Origin of the sequence: Wolbachia endosymbiont (group B) of Pilophorus perplexus (genome assembly GCF_964028155.1) — a bacterium.
GTDB lineage: Bacteria > Pseudomonadota > Alphaproteobacteria > Rickettsiales > Anaplasmataceae > Wolbachia.
The window spans coordinates 993,300-1,014,490 of the sequence record NZ_OZ034754.1; the positions used below are offsets into that span (position 1 = coordinate 993,300).

The following is a 21,191-nucleotide window of genomic DNA, read 5'->3' on the forward strand; positions in this document are numbered from 1 at the left end:
TGTATTTTTAATCATGAAAGGGGTTTTATGGGCAAAATTTAAAAAACCCATAAAACCCTTAGCTAAACCAAGAGAAAATATACTATATAGAATTACTTTGTTAAATATTCTCTACTCCCAGGTTTCGTTATGGGTAATTGTTTTAACTCACTTGGCAGTTCTTTCTCGCTATAGTTTTGAATGTTCAGTTCAATCAAAGATATAATAGAAAAAGGTAGTTTTGTTTCACTACTTCTCTTTATCAAAGAAGCTTCAACAACAACTTTACCTCCCTTCTCTTCTGCACATTTTACTGCTTCAAGTGAAGATTTACCTGTGGTAATCACATCTTCAATTAGTAATATCTTCTCACCTTGTTTAATCTCAAATCCACGGCGTAATTCAAATTTACCATTAACACGTTCGCAAAATATTGTTCGGATTCCAAGCTGTCTACCAATCTCATAACCCACAATTATTCCACCAATTGCAGGAGATAGTATTAAGTCTATGGGTTCAACAAGCTCTTTTCTTATTTTATTTGCCAATAGCTCACAAACCTTCATTGCTCTGCTTGGATTTTCAAAAATTTTAGCGCATTGTATGTAAGTGTTGCTGTGCAGCCCTGACGAGAGTACAAAATGTCCGTGCAAAATCGCACCAGCCTCTTCAAACTCTTTTATTATCGGATTGTCTAGTATCATTCTAAGTTTTACATTCTTTATTAATTATCTGCGTTACACAGACATCAGACCAAACATTTATTGCAGTTTCAAACATATCAATGATTGTATAAATAGGTAAAATCAGCCCCATAATGTACAAAGGAACGTTCATTGATACCAAATAACTAGTTGCCATAAAATAGCACCCCATCGGCACTCCAGCGTTGCCAATTGCAGCTCCTGTAGCTAAGAAAATCCATATGAACATCTCACTTAAGGAAAATGTGTGCCCATTCATCTCCGCAACAAACATCACTGTGATTAAAATAAATGCAGCACACGCATTCATATTGATAGTTGTACATATTGGTAGAATAAAAGATGACAATTTCTTTGGCACTTTTAGCTGATTTTGCACACAGTCTATGGTTGTCGGTAGTGTCGCACTGGATGATTTAGAAAAAAATGCCAGTATGAGTGCCGGCATAACTCCCCTTAGCGTCTGAATTGGTGATATACCTTTATACCACATGAGTAGTGGTAAAATCACAAATGCTTGCACGAAATTTGCAGACATTATGCAAGCAAAATACCAAAAAAGACTATGGAATTCGCTGCCACCTTTTAACTCGTATAAAAAACATGTGATAAAAGACCATACAGCAAGAGGAATAAACTTTAACAACCCTTGAGCAATTTTAAGAAGTGTATCAAACAGTGCAGAGAATATTTGGTGTAATATATCCTGTTTTTCTTTTGAGAGCGAAATAATAGCTCCACCCATCAAAAAAGCAATCAATATGCTGCCAATAACGTTATTTTCAAGAAAAACTTGCACAAAATTTGATGGAATGAGTGATTTTAAGTATGAAAAGTAATTGTGATTGCTGTCACTCACACTTTCTATTGTGTTGCTTATGAAATTTTTTCTTACTGGGTCTATGAATAAATAGAAAGATAACGCAACAAATGCAGCTACAATTGTTGTAAACAGCGTGTAAAACAGCGTCTTCTTAAGTAATACTTTAATTTCAATTGAGTCTTTAAGCCCTGAAATTGTGGACACTATAGATAGAAAAACTAAAGGTAAGCTAATCAATTTCAACAGACTGATGAATATATCGCTAAATAGCTTTGCTATTTCAAATATTACTTCATTGTTTAAATAGTAAGCAATTACCGCAAACAGTATAGAAAAGAGTATTGCAAGTTTGCGCATTGAAAATAAAACCTCAAAATGATATTATACAATAATTTTTGAAATTAGGTTAAGATAACTTTACAGGTTAAGTAAAGATGAGTAACATTTTATTATTAATTAAGTGTTAAGGAGGGGTATGGATAAAAAAACTAAAGAAGAGTTAATCCTTGTTGGAATATTAATGGGAATGAATATTTCAATAGGAGTGCTTGTAGGTCTTGGTCCAAGTTTCGCAATTTTATCACCTTCCATTATAGGTGGAATTATTGCTGCTGTTTCTACAATATTATCTATCGCATACCTTACATATTGTGATTATAAGGAAGATAAAGTAAATCGAGAATGCATTTTCCCTATATTTTGTATGGGCGTTACTAGCACTGCAATCGGGATTGGTCTTGGTGCAGCTATAGGTGCTATTTTTCCTGGTGTAATGTTAAATACAGGATCAGCAGTTTTGATGGGTGCGACAATAGGAATTATTGCCCCAATTACAGGCCTTATTGTTGGAAATATGATTGTAGAACCTATGATTAAGAAAATAAATCACTACATTATAGAGCCGGTAATTGAAAAAATAAAAGAATGCTTTTCTTCAAAGGAAGCATAAATTATCCTCGCAAAATAGTGTACCTTGGACTTAAATTGAAGTGTACTCAATTGAAATAGGTCATATTAGAGAAGGTTAGAAGTTACCTACCCAAAACCCTTATCTCCCACTCAAGTTCAATGTTAAATTTATCTTTTACTGCATCTTTTACTCTGTTGCCAAGGTTTTCTAAGTCAAGTGCAGTTGCATTATTGTAATTGAGTAGAAAATTACAATGTTTCTTAGAAATTTTAGCTACACCATTATCTAATCCTCGGCAGCCAGATTCATCAATCAGTTTCCATGCCTTGCAGCCTATTGGATTTTTGAATATACAACCAGCAGTTTTTCCTCTTACTGGTTGACTTTTATTTTTTTTATCAATAACTTCTTTCAATCTTTGCAATATAAGCTCATACTCTGAACTTACTCCTTTAAATTCAGCTTCAATAAAAATCCACCTGCCTTTTAGACTATGTCCACGATAAAAATATCCCATTTCTTCGCTGGAGAATTCATATAAATTTCCATCTTCTAGATTCACTGCCCTTATAAATTTTACAACACTCGCAATATCACTACCATATGCACCTGCATTCATTTCTATTCCACCGCCAACTGTTCCTGGAATTCCAGCAAGAAACTCAAGCCCACTAATTTGCTGTTCCCCTGCAAAGTAGGCAAGGTTACTAAGCAGTGCAGCACCACCTGCAACTATGGAGCTATTATCTTTACATTTAATATACGCAAATTCCTTACCTAATTTCACCGTTATTCCTCGAATGCCACTATCTCGAATTATTATGTTGGATGTTGCACCGATAACGCTAATTGGTAACTCCGCATCTTTTATCAAGCACATTAGATCTTCAATGTCACGTGGCTTAAATAGTACATCAGCTTGGCCACCAACATTTAACCAAGTCATTTTAGACATTGAAACATTATAACGGTAGATTCCACATACTTTAGGTAAGCTTATAAGCATTTTGATTTTAACTCTAATCCTGCATCCATACCCATTTTTTCTGCATCTTCTACAAACGAAGTGCGTTCAGTAAAGTATATAACTCTCTCGCCCGCTAACATACAATAAAGATGTAGCATGTTTTCACTCACATATTCTGCTAAAGCTGCAAGCGGTGTAAAGCATGAACCATTTACTGTCTTCATGAAACTGCGCTCTGATTTTGCCCTTATAAAAGACATATTATTATTAATTTTCTCTAAAAGATCGATAACTTTTATATCATTCTTTCGGCATTGAATGCAAATTGTCCCCTGCCCTACTGCGCTTAACATGACTTTTGGTGGCAATACCTCTGTAATTAAGTGATATTTTTTTAATCTTATCAGCCCTGCTTCAGCTAAAATCATTCCATCAAAATTCTGATTTTGCAGTCTAGTTGTCACATTTCCACGCAGTGGCACTACATTTAAGTCTGGCCTGAGATTTAACAGCTGAACTTTTCTTCTTATTGAAGAAGTTGCAATTGTAGCCTGCTGTGGCAAAGTTTTTAGGCTCTTATATTTATGAGAAATAAATACATCACATGGACTTAGCCTCTCTAAAACACAAGGAATTGTTAAGTCCTTCGAGAAAAACGCAGGTACATCTTTTAGCGAATGAACCGCCATATCTATATTATTTTTGAGTAATTCAGCCTCAATCTCCCTGAGGAACAGTCCTTTACCTCCTATTTCAGCAAGGGTTACATTAGCATATTTATCACCAGAAGTTTTGATTTTAATGATCTCAACGGATAGATTAGGAAAAGACTCTAATAATCTTTGTTTTGCTTCCAAAGCTTGGATGAGCGCAAGGTCGCTTCCTCTCGTACCTATTTTAACTAGCATATATCCTTCATATTATATGTCTATATTCTATGCCCATTTTTTATTATCTCCAATTTAGTTATTGAACATTTTACAATTAGCCCTTAGTATCACGAACATTTAGTAATCTAGGAGTATGTATGTTTGATATTTTAAAAGATTCTAATGGCAGATTTAATAAAAAGAATATTTTACCTCTTGTATGTACTACTGTCGCTATTATTCTAACAGCATTAAGTGCAGTAGTAGCAATTCCCAGATTTTCCTCTCATCCTTCTCTATCTAGTCCTCTCGGTTGGAAAGATCCAAGTTATAGTGAATTTCTTGCTATTCACATACCAGCTACCATAGTTACTTTCTCAATACTTGGTTTATGCATTTACCTTCCGATTGATAGCATTAGAAAAAATAAACAAATAGAGAATCTTAAAGCTACCTCTGAACCTCATTCATGGATTTATAATGATATTTTAGAAAAACAAACGCAGACCATCAATTATAGATCAGGGCTTTAGGCGGTCCTAATCTTTTAGGTGCTTGTGATTAGCAACTATTCGGTCTACAATGCACTAATATAGTTTAAATTTATGCCAAACAAGATAATAGTTAAATCTCTTTCAGTGTTACTAATTTTTTTGCTGTCCTTATATATAATACTGCCAAATTTTATTGATAATAAGTTCTTTACCTCAAAAAAGAGAATAAATTTAGGGCTTGACCTGAAAGGTGGATCATCTCTGCTTCTAAATGTAGACTTAGATTTTTACTTCAAAGAGAAACTAAGCATGCTAACCGATGAAATAAAAGAAGGTCTGTTAACACAAAAGATTGAATTTAGCGCAAAAAACGATAAACAAGTGGTTGTAACTTTAAATAATATTGATGATTACAAAAAAGTTTCAACGTTAATACATAAAATAAACCCAAATTTAGAATTGAGTAGAAAAAATACTGCAATTTTCATTTCATATAAACCGCATTATAAGAATTCATTAATCAATGAAGTAGTTTCAGAGTCAATAGTTAATGTTCAAAGACGCTTAGATAAGCTTGGTACTAAGGAAGTAAGTGTGCAAAAACAAGGACAAAATAAGATATTAGTCCAAGTTCCTGGAGTAGAAGACACTCAGCAGATAAAATCTCTGCTTGGCAAAACAGCCAAGCTGGCCTTCCATTTGGCAAACACCAATGTAGCTAAAATGCAAGATATCGATCATGACACTACGATTATGCTCAAGGATTCTTTGGGTAATTCCTACCCGATATTCCGCAAAACTGAAATAGGCGGTGATTCATTAGTTAACGCATCAGTTAGATTTGGCAATTTAGGTAAACCAACAGTACATTTCAAATTCGACAGCATAGCAAGTAAAAAATTTGCAAAAATTACTAAAGAAAATGTAGGAAAGCCTTTTGCAATTGTTTTAGATAACACAGTCTTAACTGTACCAACAATACGTGAACCTATTCTAAATGGAGAGGGAGAAATTAGCGGTAATTTCACTGAAAAACAAGCGAGTGAACTTGCAATACTTTTAAAATCAGGTGCACTACCTGCACCACTTAAAATAATTGAAGAAAAAAACATTGGTCCAAGCCTTGGAGAAGAGTCAATAAAAGCAGGAGAAATTGCAGCAATAATCTCTATCATAGCCGTTGGTTTATCTATAATCATTACTTACGGCAAATTAGGCTTATTAGCGTCTGTTGCACTCGTTTTTAATGTAATCTCTATACTACTCATTCTTACCTTACTTGAAGCAACTCTTACTCTCCCTGGAATTGCTGGAATTGCGCTAACTGTTGGCATGTCAGTGGATGCAAATGTTTTAATATTTGAACGCATCCGCGAAGAAATAAGAGCAGGAAAAAGAACAGCTCGTGCCATTGAAGAAGGATTTAAAAACGCAATAAAAACAATTCTTGATTCAAACCTCACTACACTAATTGCTTCAGGAATAATGTTCATTATTGGTAGCGGAGCAATTAGAGGATTTTCTATCACTTTATCGATAGGAGTTTTATGCTCGATGTTTTCTGCAATTATAGTCACAAAACTTCTGATAGAATTGTGCATCAACCCACAAAAGCTAGTACTTTAGTATCTGTTCAGCAGAGTGACAAAATAAGATAGACGAGAAAAGACAACTAAATGGTTGTCATGAAAGTAGCTATCCAGTCTTTTCGTCGTCAAAAACGTTGTAACATGCTCACCAATTTAGTGAGCATAAAACCAATATATTTGTGGAAGAAAAGGAAAAAAGAAACAGAAACCATCTTCAGGCTATCACAAAGGATATGGCCATAAGATTAAAGATATGGATAGATTTATCAAATTTCTGAATGGAAATCAGGATATTAGAATTGAAAAGATATTATTACTAAAAATTAAACATCAAACCAACTTCAATATTATGAGTGGATATATCGTCTGCAATAGGTGTTGGAATATTAAAGTAACGATAGCCGAGAAAGGTTTTAACTTCTGGAATTACTGAGTAATCAACACCAAGCTTTATTTGATAAACAAGCCAAGGAACATTCAGTGGCATTAAATTTTTAGATGATTTATCAATCCTTTTTAATCTAAAAACTGTTGATCCTATACCAAGACCAATATACGGAGCAAATTGAGTATTTTGAACATTAGGGTTATAGTAAAAATTTAATAAGAATGCAGATACACTTGCTGATTTATCAAATACCGGAGGAGAGTTACTATCTTCAATATTGACTTTAGAATACATGGTCTCAAAATCAACTCGGCCATTTTCTCCAGCATAGTAACCTACAGATATGCTGCTAAGCCACTGAAAATCAATTTTACCGTTAAATTTTTTTATGTTTTTAATTTCATCTCCTAAGAATAGGTCTAAAAGAAAACCACCATAACGGCCCTCAGCTAAAGCAAGAATTCTTTTTCCTATTGCACGTATACCCTCCACAAATACTTCTGAGCTATCAGAATATATCTTACCACCATTAGCACTAACATAGAAATCAAGTTTTTTTGATTTTTCCTTTGTAGGTTCAGCTTGATCTGCAATACTTGGCCATATATTTTTCTGATTAGCTACTTGGAAAACAGAAGGTGAACTACTTTCAAGTTCTTGACATTTTATTGGCACTTCTTTTTCAGTAACTTCTTCAGAATGTATCACACTTTCATTATTGTCCGTTTCTAATTTTAAGAGCTGCACTTGCTCAATGTGTGTATTGTTACTGATATAAGTAATAAAAAAATAGACACACGGAATGAAGATGAAAAATAAAGCAATAGATATTCTAATTATCATAAATGAATTATCACTTATAGTATAACTACTATATCATATATTCCTTTAATGTACAAAAATTAAGAAATAATATTTCCAATTAAACAATTATTTTCTATTCCTTTAACATGAGCTTTCACAATACTTTTAGCTTGAACTCTTGATGTAAGTTTTATTAATGCAAAATTTTCTGTTCTACCAATATTATTCTGCTCAACCAAAACGCTTTGCTCAGTGCCGAGCAAAGATTGATAAAAACTGCTCATCATTTCTTTATTTATTTCTCTTAGATGCTTTACTCGTTCTTTACGTACATTCTCTGATATTTGTGGCATCCGTGCAGCAGGTGTGTTTTTCCGCTCTGAATATGGAAAAGCATGTAGATAAACTACATTTATTTTTTTCAGTAAATCAACTGTATCCTGAAACATTTCATCAGTTTCTGTTGGAAATCCAGCAATAATATCAGCGCCAAATGCTATATTAGGTCTTAAGCTTTTCATTTTATGACAAAATTCTATCACTTGTTCTCTATTGTGACGACGTTTCATTCTCTTTAGTATTAAATTATTACCAGACTGTAGACTCAAGTGTAAGTGAGGCATAAGTCTTGACTCATTAGCTATTAAATCCATTAGTTCATCATCAACTTCAGCAACATCAATAGAGGAAAGTCTTAGTCTCTTTAACTGTGGTATATCCTTTAAAACTCTCCTAACCATCGAACCAAGTGATTGCTTACCAAACAAATCTGTACCAAAGTCAGTAATATCAACACCTGTAAACACCACTTCTTGATACCCATTTTCTATAAAAATCTTAATTTGCTCTATAATATTGTTTACTGGCACAGATCGATTATTTCCTCTTGCCTCAGTAATTGAGCAAAATGTACAACTATGATTACAACCATTTTGAATTTCAATAAATGCCCTTGATTTATCTTCAAATCCATTAATGAGAATAGGTTCTACTTGGTTATCACTGACTAAGATTTCATCATTATTTAGTAGATAATTTTCAGCTCTTAGCTTGTCTTGATTACCTAGCACTTTACTTACACCAGGAATATCACTATATGATTTAGGATCTAATTGAACGGCACAGCCAACTACGATAATTTCTTTACTTGGGTCGTTTTTATAGATCTTACGTATTTTTTGCTTCACTTGGCGTTCTGCTTCGTTTGTCACTGCACAGCTATGCACTACAACAACATTTTCTCTCTTTGCTTTTTTTAATGCTTCTTTGATTAACTCACTCTCGTAGAAATTTAGACGACAACCAAATGTTATTACTTCATTCATGCTTTTGCTTTAATAGATCTAAATTATATCAAATATCCAAGCAAAATGACTATTTTTTTGGTAGATATTATAATTTAAGCATAACCTCTAGAGTTGAAAATCACAGGAAGAATTTGTAGATATACAGTAAGATCATTTAGCATTAAAAAAAGCTTAAGGCCAATGATGTTAACCTCAAGCGAATATAAACCAAAAAACATTTTGCTAAACCTTGAAGCTCTACCATGCAAATTCATCTATATCATTTGGTACATAAGTGTCAGAATAAGCTTCATCCAAACTTTCTGCTTTCCATGGAAGCCATGAAGAAGGTTTTATCTTCTCTAAAACTTTACCTGATATTGATGTTATCTCTTGCTTTACGTCTTCTTTTAATTTTTCTATTTGTAACCGAGCAAAATCTTCCACGCGAACCATGAGTTTATCTGTTAGCTCTTTTATCATGTCTTGATTTTGTTCTGCAACTTTCTTTGTAATAGGTACGACAATTTTACTTATAATCTCCGTTCCTAATGGAACAACGATTTGCTTTGCAACCTGATCACTAACAGGTTTAATAAGGTAATCTGCTATACTCTTTGCTGTATCTCCAGTCAGATTTGTTACTTTTTTTAAACTATCACCAATAATACCATAGTTTTTTTGGTACATCATATCTTCATCAGCAACTTCATATCTTCCTAAATCATCATACATTCCCATTTGTTGGTGAGACAATCCATTTGCATCAGATACATATCCGTATTTATTAAGTGAATTGGAATTAGACCGCATAACATTCTCCTAATTATTTATATATGCCTATTTTAGTATGAAACAACTAACAAAACATTAACTTTTAAGAACTCTTCTCAATTAATACATCAATAAAGGTAAGACCATATAATTTTCTCCTTTCTTGATACTATTCTCCTCCGAACTTAGTTCACACAGTTATTCAGACACTTCTGAATTTACCACCCCAAATTCCACTGCTTTTTTATATTTTGACTAGGTCTTCTCCTACAATTAGATAATCAGTACTCTTATCTGAAATGTACCATATAACTACACCAAGCTACAAATATGACACAAGAGTTTAGATTATTTTAGTTATTCTCTTGTATAAGATACTCTTTATATCAAAAAGAGGACCATATGAGTGAAGCAACTTTTTCTGAAAAAAATCAGCTTTCTAGAGAAGACATAGCAGAGTTAACAGAACTTATGTGTCTTGAACGAAGTGAAGTAAGTGAAAGTGGAACAGGGCTATTAGAACTTATAGCTGAACAGGAGCAAATACTTGAGGATTTAGGAATAGAATCAAAAGAGCTTTTATGTTCTCAGCATACAGGAATGTATGAGAACCTTAGTCAGCCCTATTCTACGGATCTCGAGGTTTTATAGCAGATATATAGATTATCATTATTACTGATACCTACTCAAGAGTTGCTATGGCAAACAGAGAAAACTGCAATTACTGCCGCTAATCTTTTTAATATATCTTTCTTTGATGGTGCTATTATCGCGCATTTTGACTGATATGGGCTATGATAAACCAGAAAATCACAGCTATATTTAGGAATTGAGACAAGGCCTCATTTAGGTAAATATTGCTATGCAGACTTTTCTTGATAGCAAGCATATTGCTTTTTAGAAAAATATTAGTAGCATCAAACATAGAGATTGACATTAGTTTTTCTGTCAGATTAAGTTGCGTCTAGTACATATTATCAAGGTGAAATTTCACGTTTTTTATTAAGAGGATCCACATCTGGATCTTCTATATAGTTTTGAGGTTGTTCTTGAAACACAAGACGTGCTCCCTCAAAGTTATACTCCTCACCTTCATATAAAGAATCTTCTTCTTCAAAATTGTGTTCTATTTCTACTTCAAACTTGAATCCTAACTTCTCGCAGAATTTGTAGAAATATTCTTTAATGGTATCAAATAAACTTCTGCCATCAATTTTGTAATCTCTCAATTTTCTAGGCACAGTAAGTGACAATTTGCCATCTTTATATATCACATCATCTTTCCCATCTTGAGATTCAAGTGTAAATTCTAGTGAGCTGGATAGATCGCATACCTTGTCACCTAATTGAACATCACTCTCTTGGGAGAGTATTGGTAATGTCATATCAGATCTAACACTCACATTATTTTGGTCAACATAATAGATATTTATAACTTTTTTAGGTGAGAGTATTTTCAATGAATGTTGGCTAAGTGCAAATTGAGATTCTATAAATACACCAGCTTCATACCCTGCCTGATTACAATTGGTAACCAATTCCTCTAAGATAGAGTCACTTGGAACCTGAGCGTTGGCATATTCAAATATTTCCTTAAAAACTTCTTTTGCAAATGCACGATAACTCTTGTTTTTATCTCCTTCTTTCGGTAATAGATGCGTGTGTTCTTTGCCTAAATCGTAAAATCTTTTAATCTCTTCTTTATATTGATCAGTTTTTTTATCACTAGGGATTTCCGGATCTTCACAATATTCTTCCCAAATCTTATCAAATCCTTCCTTATTTCTGTTTACCAGCGCTTTAATTAAGATTTTGTCTATATTTCTGTCTTTAATAACAAAGTCCATTCTGTCAAAATCTTTATATATAGCTTCACCAGAATTTGCTGCTTTATTATCTCTTGGAGCTCTTAACTTACTGAAATCAAACTTTTCTGCCTGAGCTTTTAGTGTAACGACTGGATTTTCATTTTTTTCCTGTGTAGAGTTGTTCATTGTTAATACTTTGATATGAATTGCTGATAGTATAATAATACATAAAAATAGTTAATATGTCAATAATATACTTAACATAGACAGTCATAATAGGGTGACAGGATTTTAGTAAGGCTCTATTATGAATAAACGGTTTTACACAGTATGAATGTTGATGAGCAGTCAAGTGTGCTGACTTTTCTAAATAGTAAAATTGAGAATATACCAAAGTTTCATTCCGCAATATTGCCTAAACTTTGCGGTGGAGACAGAGTAATGGACTTGCTGTTTTATAGGCCGCTCAGTTATGTGGATAGAAGTAAATCACTACCTGATGCTCAAGTAGGAGAATTTACAACTTTTATGGCAAAAGTGTATGAGCACCAGCGCCCCACTGTTAGAGGTAGGCCATATAAAATAATCGTTGAAAGTGAAAGTCAGTATTTATTTATAGTTTTTTTTAATTACTCAGTTAAATATTTGTATAAATTATTTCCAGTTGGAACAGATATAGTAATCAGTGGTAAACTTGAAAAGTTTGCCGAACATTGGCAAATTACTCACCCAGATTATATGTTATCTGATATCAATCAATTTAAAGAAATAGCCTGCATAGAGCCAGTTTACCAATTATGTCGCGGTATTACTAACAAGAGCATTAGAAACATAATAAGTTCTAATCTAAAAGATTTGCCTGATTTGCCAGAGTGGATAGATGAAACATTAATCAAGCAAAAGAAATGGCTGAATTGGAAAGAAAGCATCATAAGATTGCACAGACCGAGCTCACTCGCAGAAGCAGAAGTTTGCAGAGAAAGACTTGCTTATGATGAGCTATTTGCGTACCAGTTGGCACTAAAGCTTGCAAGGGAAAATCATGTAAAAAAAGAGGGAAAAGAATTTATAATATTGAGTAAATACAAAGAGCAGGTCTTAAATGAATTACCGTTCCAATTAACAAATGATCAAATTCGAGCGATAGATGAAATCTCAGAAAGACAAAAATCCAGATACCGCATGGTAAGTCTGCTGCAAGGTGACGTTGGGAGTGGCAAAACTGTAGTTGCACTCTTTGCGATGCTGAATGTGGTAGAAAATAACATGCAAGCAGCTCTAATGGCACCAACTACTATCTTGGCTGAGCAACATTATAATTGGATCGAAGAAGCTCTATCTTGTACTGATATAAAAGTTGCTTTGCTTACCGGTAAAACTGCGCGCAAGGAAAGAAAGATTATTATGAACGAACTTGCAAGTGGTATTTTAAATATAGTAATTGGTACTCATGCATTATTTCAAGCTAACGTTACATTTAAAAATTTAGGACTCGCAGTCATAGACGAACAACAGCGATTTGGAGTGATACAGAGGAATCGGTTGGTAGGAAAAGGAGAAAATACCGATATACTTTTTGTTACTGCAACTCCCATTCCAAGAACCTTGCAGCAAGCTATGTATGGTGATGTTGAATGTTCTATTTTAAGGGAAAAACCAAAATCTAGATTGCCAATAAAAACCGTTATTATGAACGTTAAAAAAGTATCAGATATTATTCAAAGACTGAAAAATGCTATAAATAGAGGCGAAAAAGCATATTGGATTTGTCCATACATAGAAGAAAACGAAGAACTCAATATTGCCGCAGCAGAAATGCGCTTTCAGGAACTACAAAAGACATTTTTTGATAGAGTCGGAATAATACACGGAAAACTAACTCAAGAGCAGAAAGATCAAGTGATGTTTTCCTTCAAGAGAAATGAATTTTCTCTGCTTGTTGCAACCACTGTGATAGAAGTTGGCATAGATGTACCAGATGCAACTATTATGATTATAGAGAATGCAGAGCAGTTCGGGTTATCGCAATTACATCAGTTAAGAGGTAGAGTAGGACGAGGAAATAAACCGTCTTTTTGTGTACTGTTATATGACAATCTCAGTAAAAGTTCGTATTCAAAGTTAAAGATTATGTGTGAGTCACAAGATGGATTTTATATTGCTGAAAAGGATATGATGCTGAGGGGTAGCGGAGATATTCTAGGCACAAAACAATCAGGGTGCATGGAGTTTAAATTTGCTGATTTATATGAGGACAGAGAATTGCTCAACCTTGCATATAATAGTGCAAAAGGTACAATAGCTAATTTTGAATTACTGCTTGATATATTTGAATATAGAAGTAGACTACATTTTTCAAAATTTCAGTAATCTTCCAAGCCATAACCTTCATGAGTAGAAATTCCTTGACAGACGGGAGTATTTAACAAACCATATGCGTCAAGTTAAGGAAAAATAAGAGTGAAGAAGAAGTTTTTACCATAAGAATAAATTGTGCAGAGTTAATAGCAGGCCCTGTAAACAAAATGTTAGCAGGTCAAATTAATCAAGGGCAGGAAGTATAAAAATGGAAAAAAAGCGGTAACTTAGCCTAATGACAATAAATATATATATAGAAGGTACCGTTTTAAAGAGCACAAAAGGAATACACAGTAAAAGCGAGAAGAAGTTGAGAATATGTATGGAAGCAGTGTGGAGAAGTGGCTGCCAATGATCAAAAATTTACCACAATTACAGAAGTATACACAAGAGGTTTAAAAGGTGATGCAAAAAGGGAATTTTGGCAAAATGACTTAAGTATGCACAACAAGATTTGCATAATTGATGATCAGATGTCATTCATGCTCAGCCTATATATAGAAAAAATTCTCAAGCTCAAGAGGGCTTAGGGTGGAACTAAAATTCATGGACTTGTTGACGCACGTAATTAATTTCTTTTTTTTAAGTTAATTAATGTTAACAAGCCACGTCTGCCTGTAATCATGTTAATACCAAAATATAATGTAAGAGAAGAAATGGGCAGTGCTATGCAACAGTTTTTGTTTCTTTCTAACCATGCTTCCATATGAAAAACATATGACATAAAAAGGAAAACAAAAAGCTAAGAACCTTGACGCGCTTTACATCTTGGCTTTACCTTATTTATAATATAAACTTTACCACCCCTTTTCACAACTTTACAATTTTTATCTCTGTTACGATGAGATTTTAGCGATCCTTTAACTTTCATATCTACAGTAAGAATAGAATTACCTTACATTATTATCACTTACAGCGAGTTAGTCAATTGATTAAATTTTATTAAAATATTGTATAATTGTTGCTGATACTTCTTCGATCGACCTTTGCGTAACATCAATAATTGGCCAGTTATTTTGCTTAAAGAACTCCTCTGCTTCTTTAATTTCCTTTTCTACTTTTCTAGGGTCAGCATATATATTATTACCTTCATTATTAATTGAAGTCAGTCTATTTTTGCGTATTTCTATTAGCCTTCTTACGTCTATTGTTACTCCTATAGTCAGTTTATTTCTTAATTTTGCTAAGTCGACGTAAAAGGGTATCTCGCTAACAAAAGGAACATTTGCAACTTTATAGCCTCGGTAAGCTAAATACATACTAGTGGGAGATTTTGATGTGCGTGAAACTCCAACCAAAATTATATCGGCTTTATCAATATCTTGAATATTTTGTCCATCATCGTGATTGATGGTATAGTTTATTGCCTCAATACGCTGAAAATACTCGTTATTTATTTCAGTATACAGGTCAAGTTTTTCATCCTTTTCAATTTCAAGATAGGATGAGATTTCTCTAATAATATGTGATAATATTGCTCGATATGGAATTTTTAACTTGATACAATTATCTTTTAGATATTTTCTGAGCCCATCATCAGTAATAGTGCATATAACAAAGTTATGCTCATCACTTTTTCTCTCAATTTCCTCCAGAATTTTATCGATCTGCTCTTCTCCTTTTACAAAAGACCAAACATATTCGATAGTTTCTACAGAACGAAAATGTTTCAGGGCTGATTTTGCAACTGATATAACAGTTTCACCACTTGAATCTGACACTAAGTGTAGGTTAAGCTTTTTAAGGGTCATCAACGTTATACTAAAAATAATAGCAAGCAATCTGCTACTGAAATTGTGCTAATTTATTATACTACGTAAATATAGAAAAACTATCTTGTTGATAAAACTCAAACTAATTGATAAATTCTTAACACAATTATTCTCAAAACAAATGTTTTTATTAAAGCCTACAAATTTCACTTCTTTTACTAAAAAAGCTCTACCTTGGCTTGGGGTTATTTGTTTCGCATGTTTTTTAATTGGAATGTTCTTGGCATTATTCTTCTCCCCAGGAGATTATAAACAAGGAGAAATTGTACGAATTATGTATCTTCATGTGCCTTCTGCATGGCTTGCTCTTGGAATATACGGACTCATTGCATCACTCAGTTTCATTTCATTGGTGTGGAACAATAGCGTTGCTAGTGTTTTGGCACATGCTGCTGCTCCTGCAGGGACAGTCTTTTCGGCAATATGCTTAATCACAGGTAGCGTCTGGGGAAAAGGAACATGGGGTACTTGGTGGGTATGGGATGCAAGGCTTACTTCAATGCTGATTTTGTTCTTTCTGTATGTTGGTTATCTTTCATTGTGGAGCGCTTTTGATAATCAAGCAAGAGCAGAGAAATCATCAGCAGTATTTGCCATTTTTAGTGCTATAAATATTCCCATAGTAAAATTTTCTGTGAATTTATGGTCTACTCTTCATCAGCCAGCAAGTATTTTTAGAAAAGGTGGAGTAGCAATAGAAGGTTCTTTACTGCTGCCACTCATTGCAATGTTTATATTTTGTACCACACTTTTTTTAGTAGTGTGGATACTTAATGCCCTTCATTTAATTAATTTGCAGAAGATAAAGAGAGAAATCAGCATGCGATATTAGGTATATAGTTCCAGAGTGTAATGTTGTGAACAGCTACGGAAATTAAAATGTAGAGCAATCATCAGCAGAGACTGAGTGGTATAAAAAATAGCTGAAGAATGTAAAAAAGGAAGTGGTATAGATAAACCTGTTACCGATAGAGAAGGTGAAATTGATACGGGCGAACCTGTTACTGATGAAGGAGAGAATGAAAATGGAGAAATTACATCTCGAAAAGTAACCTCAGATTGTTCCAAGTATGAAAATTGTGGGCCATATTCTCATTTTTATAAAGTTGATAATAAGATAGGTTGTCAAGGTTTTAGTGCATCTGATTTACTAAAGGAATTATATCCTGAGATGTACAGTAATCCTAAGATTGCAAAATATATAGAAGAGGGAGCAAATGGTAATTATGGTGCAGTAAATTTTAAATTTGCCTTTACAGAGGATCTTAATTCAATATCCTGGCTTGGTAATATAGAATGTGAAAAATGTGTGGATGATCAAATAGAGTTAGCGTGTCAAGAAGAAGAGATTAAGAGTTTCTGTTACCCGAACGTTTACCGTAGTAATCCAGAATTCAACAAGAGCTTTTTTTCCAGAGGAGCATGTCCTAATCTCTTTAGAGAGTCCAGTGAAACAAGTGTTGTAAAAGCAAAACAAGTTGCACCATTGATACTTGTTAATACCTTAGGACAAATGATAGATAAAGAGGGTAATAACACTAAAGTATACTATGATGCATTGAAGCGTTATCTAAATGATGATGGTAAAATCAAGGATTGTGGAGATAATCAAAAGTGTAAGGATTATATTCCAATTATGGAGAAAGTTGCATGGAATAGTGATAAGGAAGTACTATTAAAAACTGCTGTTAATAATACGCAAGAAGCAAATCCTTACTATTATGGAAATGAGGATAATTCTACTTCCGTTGAATTTGGTTCTATATAAGGCTGAATTTGTCTAATTTTTTCTACACTAGACACAATTTAGTCGTATCTGAACAAATACATAATCTATATAAAGAGGACGTAGGTACCATCTGTCCTTTTAAGGCATTTATGTCAATGATATGCGTAATCCATGATTTTAAACATGATGATCCTCCTAAGTAATACAAAAAAACTCAGAAAAATGTATATAGCTATGATAGAAGTTATCTATACATAAGTACAATATACTTTAACTAGAGATTATAAATTAATGAAGTTGAAAAGTCTGCAGACGAAGATAGATTTCGAGCTCTAGAATATCTTCACTATCAAAATAACAAAGCTGTCAAAATTTGTCAAGTAATTTTTATCGCAACTGTACAAACATTGCACAGGACAAATTTAAAATGCTGTAAAATGGTGTCTGTTCAGACGCATGTGAAACCAGTGCTTCTTTTCATCCCACTTCCATGCGGCTAAACCCTTTTCATAATTTCCTATCTATCATTTCTTAAACCACTCCCCTGAACGGATACAATTAAATACATTTTTAACATTTTTATAGAAAACTATTAGTATAGATTTGTATGCTGCCCTCATGGCTATTTTAAAATGTTTAATACTCCTTTTCATTATTTCTTGCACACATTTACCTAACAAGCAACATTCTGTTAATATAGACAATTATAAGCACGATTATTCGTTGCAACAATATAATACTCCTTTGAAGAATAACGAACCAGCAATACCAGAAATGATACCTTTACCGGTAGAGTTTCCCGATCTTACAACCAGTAATCAGTTTCTTTCGATTAATGTTGATGAAAAAGTACCAGTAAAGGATTTACTGATTGAAATAGGAAAACTTTCTGACATTAACTTAGACATAGATCCCAAAATATCAGGTAATATTACTTTAAAGCTAAAAGATAAGAACATAAACGAAGTAATTCAGAATATAGCCAACAGCGCCAAATTGCGTTACTCAATGAATAATGGTGTAATTAGAATTGAACAAGATTTGCCATATGCACAAAATTATTACGTAGACTTCATCAATATTCAACACTCTGCTCAAAGCAATTTTGTCGTTAGTGGCAATGTTACAAGCAGCGATGCTGACAGGAATGTTAGAAAGTCTCAATATAGCAGTGACTTATGGAGTTCATTAGAAAAAGGCTTAAATGCAATAATGGATGTTAATGGAGTGGATGATGGTGAATTTCTTTCATCCAACAGAGAAGCTGGTGTCATTATTCTAAATGCTAGAAAAGATATTCACAAAGCTGTTGAAGAATATATTAATAAAGTTAAGAAATTGGCGTCTTCTCAAGTAATGATCGAGGCCAAAATAGTTGAAGTTGTATTAGACGATAAATACCTTTCTGGTATCAACTTAAATGATTTGCATAATGAAACAAAATCTATAACAAATCAAGATAGTTCCATTACTAGCCTGGTAATGAACTCTGATTTAGAAAATTTAGTAAAAACTTTAGACAAGTTTGGCACTTCAACCGTAATTTCAAGCCCTAGAGTACATGCTATAAATAATCAGCAAGCAATGATTTCATTTACTAAAAACCATATCTATTTTACTTCCGATATACAGAAAGATACCGGAAACTCCAATCATGCCTTAATTACCAAGATGAATAGCACTCCAATAGGTGTGGTGTTAATAATCCACCCAAGCATTAACATTGATACTAACGAAATATTTATGGATATACACCCAACCTTATCAAGAATTAACAATTACACTAAAGACCCAAATATAGAATATGTCGCACAACAGAATAAAATGAAATTAAATAGTGACATTCCAATTATTGAAACCAGAGAAATGCACTCTACGTTAAAAATTAAGAGCGGCGAAGTTATGGTAATTGGTGGGCTTATAGAGCATAGAAAAGATAACCAAAACTTATTGCATCAAAAGTCAAAAAAACTGGCTAAGACAGTAGAAACCGTCATCTTCCTGAAAGCAACAATCGTACCAACACTTGGTTTATTAGATATAAAAGATAGGAATTTATATATATATTAAACGTATCCGTTCAGGCAATGGCATCAACTTAAGGAAAGATGTTGGGGTTGCTATTATGATAAGAAGAGAGTATCAGAATGATAATTAAGACAGCTTAATCATAAATCTGTTGCAGTAAATTTAAGTTACTTTAGTCATATATTAAAGTTTTTAAACAGGTCTTAGTTTACTTACTTTATTGTTTTCTTTATTATCAAATATTGCTTTAAATAATATGGAGGAGCACATTGTCAGCAATTGCCGTTATTGATTTTGGTTCACAGTTTACACAGCTTATTGCAAGACAAATCAGGGAAATGGGCGTTTACTGTGAAATATTTCCAAGCAATATCGATTTCGAAACAGTATCAAAATTCAATGGATTTATTTTTTCTGGAGGACCGCAATCTGTAAATGACAATTGCTCTGAAGTAAGTGAAGTAGCACATAAAATTATAAAACTTAACGAAACAATAAACACTCCTATACTTGGAATATGTTATGGACAGCAACTCATTTGTCATTATTTCGGGGCAAAGGTAAGAAAAGAATTCAATCAGGAATTTGGCAAAACTAAAATCAAGATACTAAAAGAATCCCCAATTATAAAGGATACTTGGGACGTTAATTCCGAAGTCGATGTGCTAATGAACCATGCAGACAGTGTCGAAACTATACCGCAAGGATTTACTGCTATTGCCTCAGGTATAATAAATCAAACAATCGCAATAATTGCCAACGAACAGCGGAAGATTTACTGCACTCAGTTCCATCCTGAAGTTAAGCCTACGACAAATGGTAGTAAACTTCTCTCTAATTTCTTAGATATTGCAAATTGTGAGAGAGATTGGACAATGAAGTCATTCATTGAAAAACAGAAGGAAAAAATTCAAAACTTAGTAGGGGAGAAAAAAGTAATTGCTGCAGTAAGTGGGGGGGTTGATTCAAGTGTTGCAGCAGTTCTTACACACAAAGCTATAGGAAAACAATTAAACTGTATTTTTATCGATACTGGGTTATTGCGTAAGAGCCAGACCACTGCTATGTTAAAAGAAATTCCAATAAATTACGTTGATAAATCAAACTTGTTTTTAAGTAGGTTAAAGGGAATAACTGATCCGGAAGAAAAGCGAAAAATTATCGGCAATACTTTTATCGAAGTATTTGAAGAAGAGGCAAAAAAAATAGGTGATGTGGATTTTTTAATGCAAGGCACCATTTACTCTGATGTAGTTGAATCAGGGCACGCTTCAGGAAACACTAGTACAATTAAATCTCATCACAATGTTGGTGGGTTGCCAGAAAAAATGAATCTGAAATTAGTAGAACCTTTACGCTATCTCTTTAAAGATGAAGTAAGGCTGCTTGGCAAAGAAATTGGGCTTTCAGATGAGATAATATTTCAACATCCATTTCCTGGGCCTGGACTTGCAGTGAGGATCATAGGTGAGGTTGATGAAGAAAAGGTACGAATATTGCAAGAAGTAGATGAAATATATATCAACACAATGAAAAATTATGATCTGTATGATAAAATATGGCAGGCTTTTGCTGTACTGTTACCAGTAAAAACTGTGGGAGTTATGGGAGATAATCGTACATACGGATATGTTTGCGCTTTAAGGGCTGTGACTTCATCTGATGGCATGACAGCTGATGCATTTCCATTTGAAAATAAAGATCAACATTCGTTAGTATTTTGGAGGTTTTTGCAAGACGTCAGTAGTATAATTGTTAACAAAGTTTCCGGAGTAAATCGAGTTGTGTATGATTTAACTTCCAAGCCACCAGCAACTATTGAGTGGGAGTAGCAATAATTTCATTCCAGTTTCAGCTACTCGAATCACACCAAAGAGGCTGGTTGCATAACTCAAATTTTAAGGAAAAC

At 33.5% G+C, this 21,191-nt stretch carries 20 protein-coding genes; 10 read left to right on the forward strand and 10 right to left on the reverse strand.

Features of this window, described 5'->3' with window-relative positions; translation table 11 throughout:
- Positions 1 to 92: 92 nt before the first annotated feature.
- Positions 93 to 683 carry an orotate phosphoribosyltransferase gene (gene pyrE, locus ABWU28_RS04990; protein WP_213863764.1) on the reverse strand — a complete coding sequence of 197 codons (591 nt, stop codon included), beginning with the start codon at positions 681 to 683 and terminating at the stop codon, positions 93 to 95.
- A gap of 1 nt (position 684) precedes the next feature.
- Complete coding sequence (locus tag ABWU28_RS04995) at positions 685 to 1,863, reverse strand: dicarboxylate/amino acid:cation symporter (RefSeq protein ID WP_264376897.1); 1,179 nt, start codon at positions 1,861 to 1,863, stop codon at positions 685 to 687.
- 118 nt (positions 1,864 to 1,981) lie between these two features.
- Between ABWU28_RS04995 and ABWU28_RS05000 the strand changes: the two genes are divergently transcribed.
- Complete coding sequence (locus ABWU28_RS05000; protein ID WP_007301914.1) at positions 1,982 to 2,455, forward strand: glycine zipper family protein; 474 nt, start codon at positions 1,982 to 1,984, stop codon at positions 2,453 to 2,455.
- Between the two features lie 82 nt (positions 2,456 to 2,537).
- Here ABWU28_RS05000 and murB read toward each other — a convergent pair whose 3' ends face one another.
- Together murB and hemC are read right to left on the reverse strand one after the other, a co-directional pair.
- The gene (gene murB, locus ABWU28_RS05005) at positions 2,538 to 3,422 is read right to left on the reverse strand and encodes a UDP-N-acetylmuramate dehydrogenase (protein ID WP_012481841.1); all 885 of its coding nucleotides are present in this window, start codon (positions 3,420 to 3,422) and stop codon (positions 2,538 to 2,540) included.
- Positions 3,413 to 4,291 carry a hydroxymethylbilane synthase gene (hemC, locus tag ABWU28_RS05010; RefSeq protein WP_007301916.1) on the reverse strand — a complete coding sequence of 293 codons (879 nt, stop codon included), beginning with the start codon at positions 4,289 to 4,291 and terminating at the stop codon, positions 3,413 to 3,415. Before hemC ends, murB begins: the two co-directional genes overlap by 10 nt.
- A gap of 119 nt (positions 4,292 to 4,410) precedes the next feature.
- Here hemC and ABWU28_RS05015 point away from each other — a divergent pair, with 119 nt between their 5' ends.
- The gene (locus ABWU28_RS05015) at positions 4,411 to 4,785 is read left to right on the forward strand and encodes a hypothetical protein (protein WP_007301917.1); all 375 of its coding nucleotides are present in this window, start codon (positions 4,411 to 4,413) and stop codon (positions 4,783 to 4,785) included.
- A 72-nt stretch (positions 4,786 to 4,857) separates the two neighbouring features.
- The gene (secD, locus tag ABWU28_RS05020) at positions 4,858 to 6,372 is read left to right on the forward strand and encodes a protein translocase subunit SecD (RefSeq protein ID WP_012481842.1); all 1,515 of its coding nucleotides are present in this window, start codon (positions 4,858 to 4,860) and stop codon (positions 6,370 to 6,372) included.
- Between the two features lie 279 nt (positions 6,373 to 6,651).
- Here secD and ABWU28_RS05025 read toward each other — a convergent pair whose 3' ends face one another.
- The 3 genes from ABWU28_RS05025 to ABWU28_RS05035 form a co-directional block, all read right to left on the reverse strand.
- Positions 6,652 to 7,566: an outer membrane protein gene (locus ABWU28_RS05025; RefSeq protein ID WP_353275058.1), complete on the reverse strand. Its 915-nt coding sequence runs from the start codon at positions 7,564 to 7,566 to the stop codon at positions 6,652 to 6,654.
- Positions 7,567 to 7,625: 59 nt separating this feature from the next.
- Positions 7,626 to 8,852, reverse strand: a complete 1,227-nt coding sequence (mtaB, locus tag ABWU28_RS05030) for a tRNA (N(6)-L-threonylcarbamoyladenosine(37)-C(2))-methylthiotransferase MtaB (RefSeq protein WP_007301920.1) — start codon at positions 8,850 to 8,852, stop codon at positions 7,626 to 7,628.
- A gap of 219 nt (positions 8,853 to 9,071) precedes the next feature.
- Complete coding sequence (locus tag ABWU28_RS05035; RefSeq protein ID WP_353275060.1) at positions 9,072 to 9,626, reverse strand: hypothetical protein; 555 nt, start codon at positions 9,624 to 9,626, stop codon at positions 9,072 to 9,074.
- A gap of 363 nt (positions 9,627 to 9,989) precedes the next feature.
- On the opposite strand from ABWU28_RS05035, the gene ABWU28_RS05040 reads away from it, so the two are divergent.
- Positions 9,990 to 10,238: a hypothetical protein gene (locus tag ABWU28_RS05040; protein WP_007301923.1), complete on the forward strand. Its 249-nt coding sequence runs from the start codon at positions 9,990 to 9,992 to the stop codon at positions 10,236 to 10,238.
- A 326-nt stretch (positions 10,239 to 10,564) separates the two neighbouring features.
- On the opposite strand, the gene ABWU28_RS05045 is transcribed toward ABWU28_RS05040, so the two are convergent.
- Complete coding sequence (locus ABWU28_RS05045) at positions 10,565 to 11,581, reverse strand: hypothetical protein (protein ID WP_246485254.1); 1,017 nt, start codon at positions 11,579 to 11,581, stop codon at positions 10,565 to 10,567.
- Positions 11,582 to 11,725: 144 nt separating this feature from the next.
- Here ABWU28_RS05045 and recG point away from each other — a divergent pair, with 144 nt between their 5' ends.
- A complete protein-coding gene (gene recG, locus ABWU28_RS05050) occupies positions 11,726 to 13,765 on the forward strand; it encodes an ATP-dependent DNA helicase RecG (protein WP_052265032.1) in 2,040 nt (679 codons plus the stop codon).
- A 329-nt stretch (positions 13,766 to 14,094) separates the two neighbouring features.
- The gene (locus ABWU28_RS05055) at positions 14,095 to 14,283 is read left to right on the forward strand and encodes a hypothetical protein (protein WP_007301926.1); all 189 of its coding nucleotides are present in this window, start codon (positions 14,095 to 14,097) and stop codon (positions 14,281 to 14,283) included.
- Between the two features lie 212 nt (positions 14,284 to 14,495).
- On the opposite strand, the gene ykgO is transcribed toward ABWU28_RS05055, so the two are convergent.
- Positions 14,496 to 14,624 carry a type B 50S ribosomal protein L36 gene (gene ykgO / locus ABWU28_RS05060; protein WP_006015378.1) on the reverse strand — a complete coding sequence of 43 codons (129 nt, stop codon included), beginning with the start codon at positions 14,622 to 14,624 and terminating at the stop codon, positions 14,496 to 14,498.
- Positions 14,625 to 14,685: 61 nt separating this feature from the next.
- A complete protein-coding gene (locus tag ABWU28_RS05065; RefSeq protein WP_019236612.1) occupies positions 14,686 to 15,504 on the reverse strand; it encodes a pyruvate, water dikinase regulatory protein in 819 nt (272 codons plus the stop codon).
- Positions 15,505 to 15,646: 142 nt separating this feature from the next.
- On the opposite strand from ABWU28_RS05065, the gene ccmC reads away from it, so the two are divergent.
- From ccmC to guaA, 4 genes are all read left to right on the forward strand, one after another.
- Positions 15,647 to 16,357: a heme ABC transporter permease CcmC gene (gene ccmC, locus ABWU28_RS05070; protein ID WP_007301928.1), complete on the forward strand. Its 711-nt coding sequence runs from the start codon at positions 15,647 to 15,649 to the stop codon at positions 16,355 to 16,357.
- 339 nt (positions 16,358 to 16,696) lie between these two features.
- On the forward strand, positions 16,697 to 17,293 hold the full coding sequence (locus tag ABWU28_RS05075; RefSeq protein ID WP_353275064.1) for a hypothetical protein: 597 nt from the start codon (positions 16,697 to 16,699) through the stop codon (positions 17,291 to 17,293).
- A gap of 579 nt (positions 17,294 to 17,872) precedes the next feature.
- Positions 17,873 to 19,324 carry a type II secretion system protein GspD gene (locus ABWU28_RS05080; protein ID WP_019236615.1) on the forward strand — a complete coding sequence of 484 codons (1,452 nt, stop codon included), beginning with the start codon at positions 17,873 to 17,875 and terminating at the stop codon, positions 19,322 to 19,324.
- A 227-nt stretch (positions 19,325 to 19,551) separates the two neighbouring features.
- Positions 19,552 to 21,114, forward strand: a complete 1,563-nt coding sequence (gene guaA / locus ABWU28_RS05085; protein WP_052265035.1) for a glutamine-hydrolyzing GMP synthase — start codon at positions 19,552 to 19,554, stop codon at positions 21,112 to 21,114.
- Positions 21,115 to 21,191 lie beyond the last annotated feature (77 nt).

What these genes read in the sequence shown, in the direction of transcription:
- pyrE (WP_213863764.1), bottom strand. Translation starts at nt 683, where the DNA reads ATGATACTAGACAATCCGATAATAAAAGAGTTTGAAGAGGCTGGTGCG.
- ABWU28_RS04995 (WP_264376897.1), bottom strand. Translation starts at nt 1,863, where the DNA reads ATGCGCAAACTTGCAATACTCTTTTCTATACTGTTTGCGGTAATTGCT.
- ABWU28_RS05000 (WP_007301914.1), top strand. Translation starts at nt 1,982, where the DNA reads ATGGATAAAAAAACTAAAGAAGAGTTAATCCTTGTTGGAATATTAATG.
- murB (WP_012481841.1), bottom strand. Translation starts at nt 3,422, where the DNA reads ATGCTTATAAGCTTACCTAAAGTATGTGGAATCTACCGTTATAATGTT.
- hemC (WP_007301916.1), bottom strand. Translation starts at nt 4,291, where the DNA reads ATGCTAGTTAAAATAGGTACGAGAGGAAGCGACCTTGCGCTCATCCAA.
- ABWU28_RS05015 (WP_007301917.1), top strand. Translation starts at nt 4,411, where the DNA reads ATGTTTGATATTTTAAAAGATTCTAATGGCAGATTTAATAAAAAGAAT.
- secD (WP_012481842.1), top strand. Translation starts at nt 4,858, where the DNA reads ATGCCAAACAAGATAATAGTTAAATCTCTTTCAGTGTTACTAATTTTT.
- ABWU28_RS05025 (WP_353275058.1), bottom strand. Translation starts at nt 7,566, where the DNA reads ATGATAATTAGAATATCTATTGCTTTATTTTTCATCTTCATTCCGTGT.
- mtaB (WP_007301920.1), bottom strand. Translation starts at nt 8,852, where the DNA reads ATGAATGAAGTAATAACATTTGGTTGTCGTCTAAATTTCTACGAGAGT.
- ABWU28_RS05035 (WP_353275060.1), bottom strand. Translation starts at nt 9,626, where the DNA reads ATGCGGTCTAATTCCAATTCACTTAATAAATACGGATATGTATCTGAT.
- ABWU28_RS05040 (WP_007301923.1), top strand. Translation starts at nt 9,990, where the DNA reads ATGAGTGAAGCAACTTTTTCTGAAAAAAATCAGCTTTCTAGAGAAGAC.
- ABWU28_RS05045 (WP_246485254.1), bottom strand. Translation starts at nt 11,581, where the DNA reads ATGAACAACTCTACACAGGAAAAAAATGAAAATCCAGTCGTTACACTA.
- recG (WP_052265032.1), top strand. Translation starts at nt 11,726, where the DNA reads ATGAATGTTGATGAGCAGTCAAGTGTGCTGACTTTTCTAAATAGTAAA.
- ykgO (WP_006015378.1), bottom strand. Translation starts at nt 14,624, where the DNA reads ATGAAAGTTAAAGGATCGCTAAAATCTCATCGTAACAGAGATAAAAAT.
- ABWU28_RS05065 (WP_019236612.1), bottom strand. Translation starts at nt 15,504, where the DNA reads ATGACCCTTAAAAAGCTTAACCTACACTTAGTGTCAGATTCAAGTGGT.
- ccmC (WP_007301928.1), top strand. Translation starts at nt 15,647, where the DNA reads ATGTTTTTATTAAAGCCTACAAATTTCACTTCTTTTACTAAAAAAGCT.
- ABWU28_RS05075 (WP_353275064.1), top strand. Translation starts at nt 16,697, where the DNA reads ATGTACAGTAATCCTAAGATTGCAAAATATATAGAAGAGGGAGCAAAT.
- ABWU28_RS05080 (WP_019236615.1), top strand. Translation starts at nt 17,873, where the DNA reads ATGGCTATTTTAAAATGTTTAATACTCCTTTTCATTATTTCTTGCACA.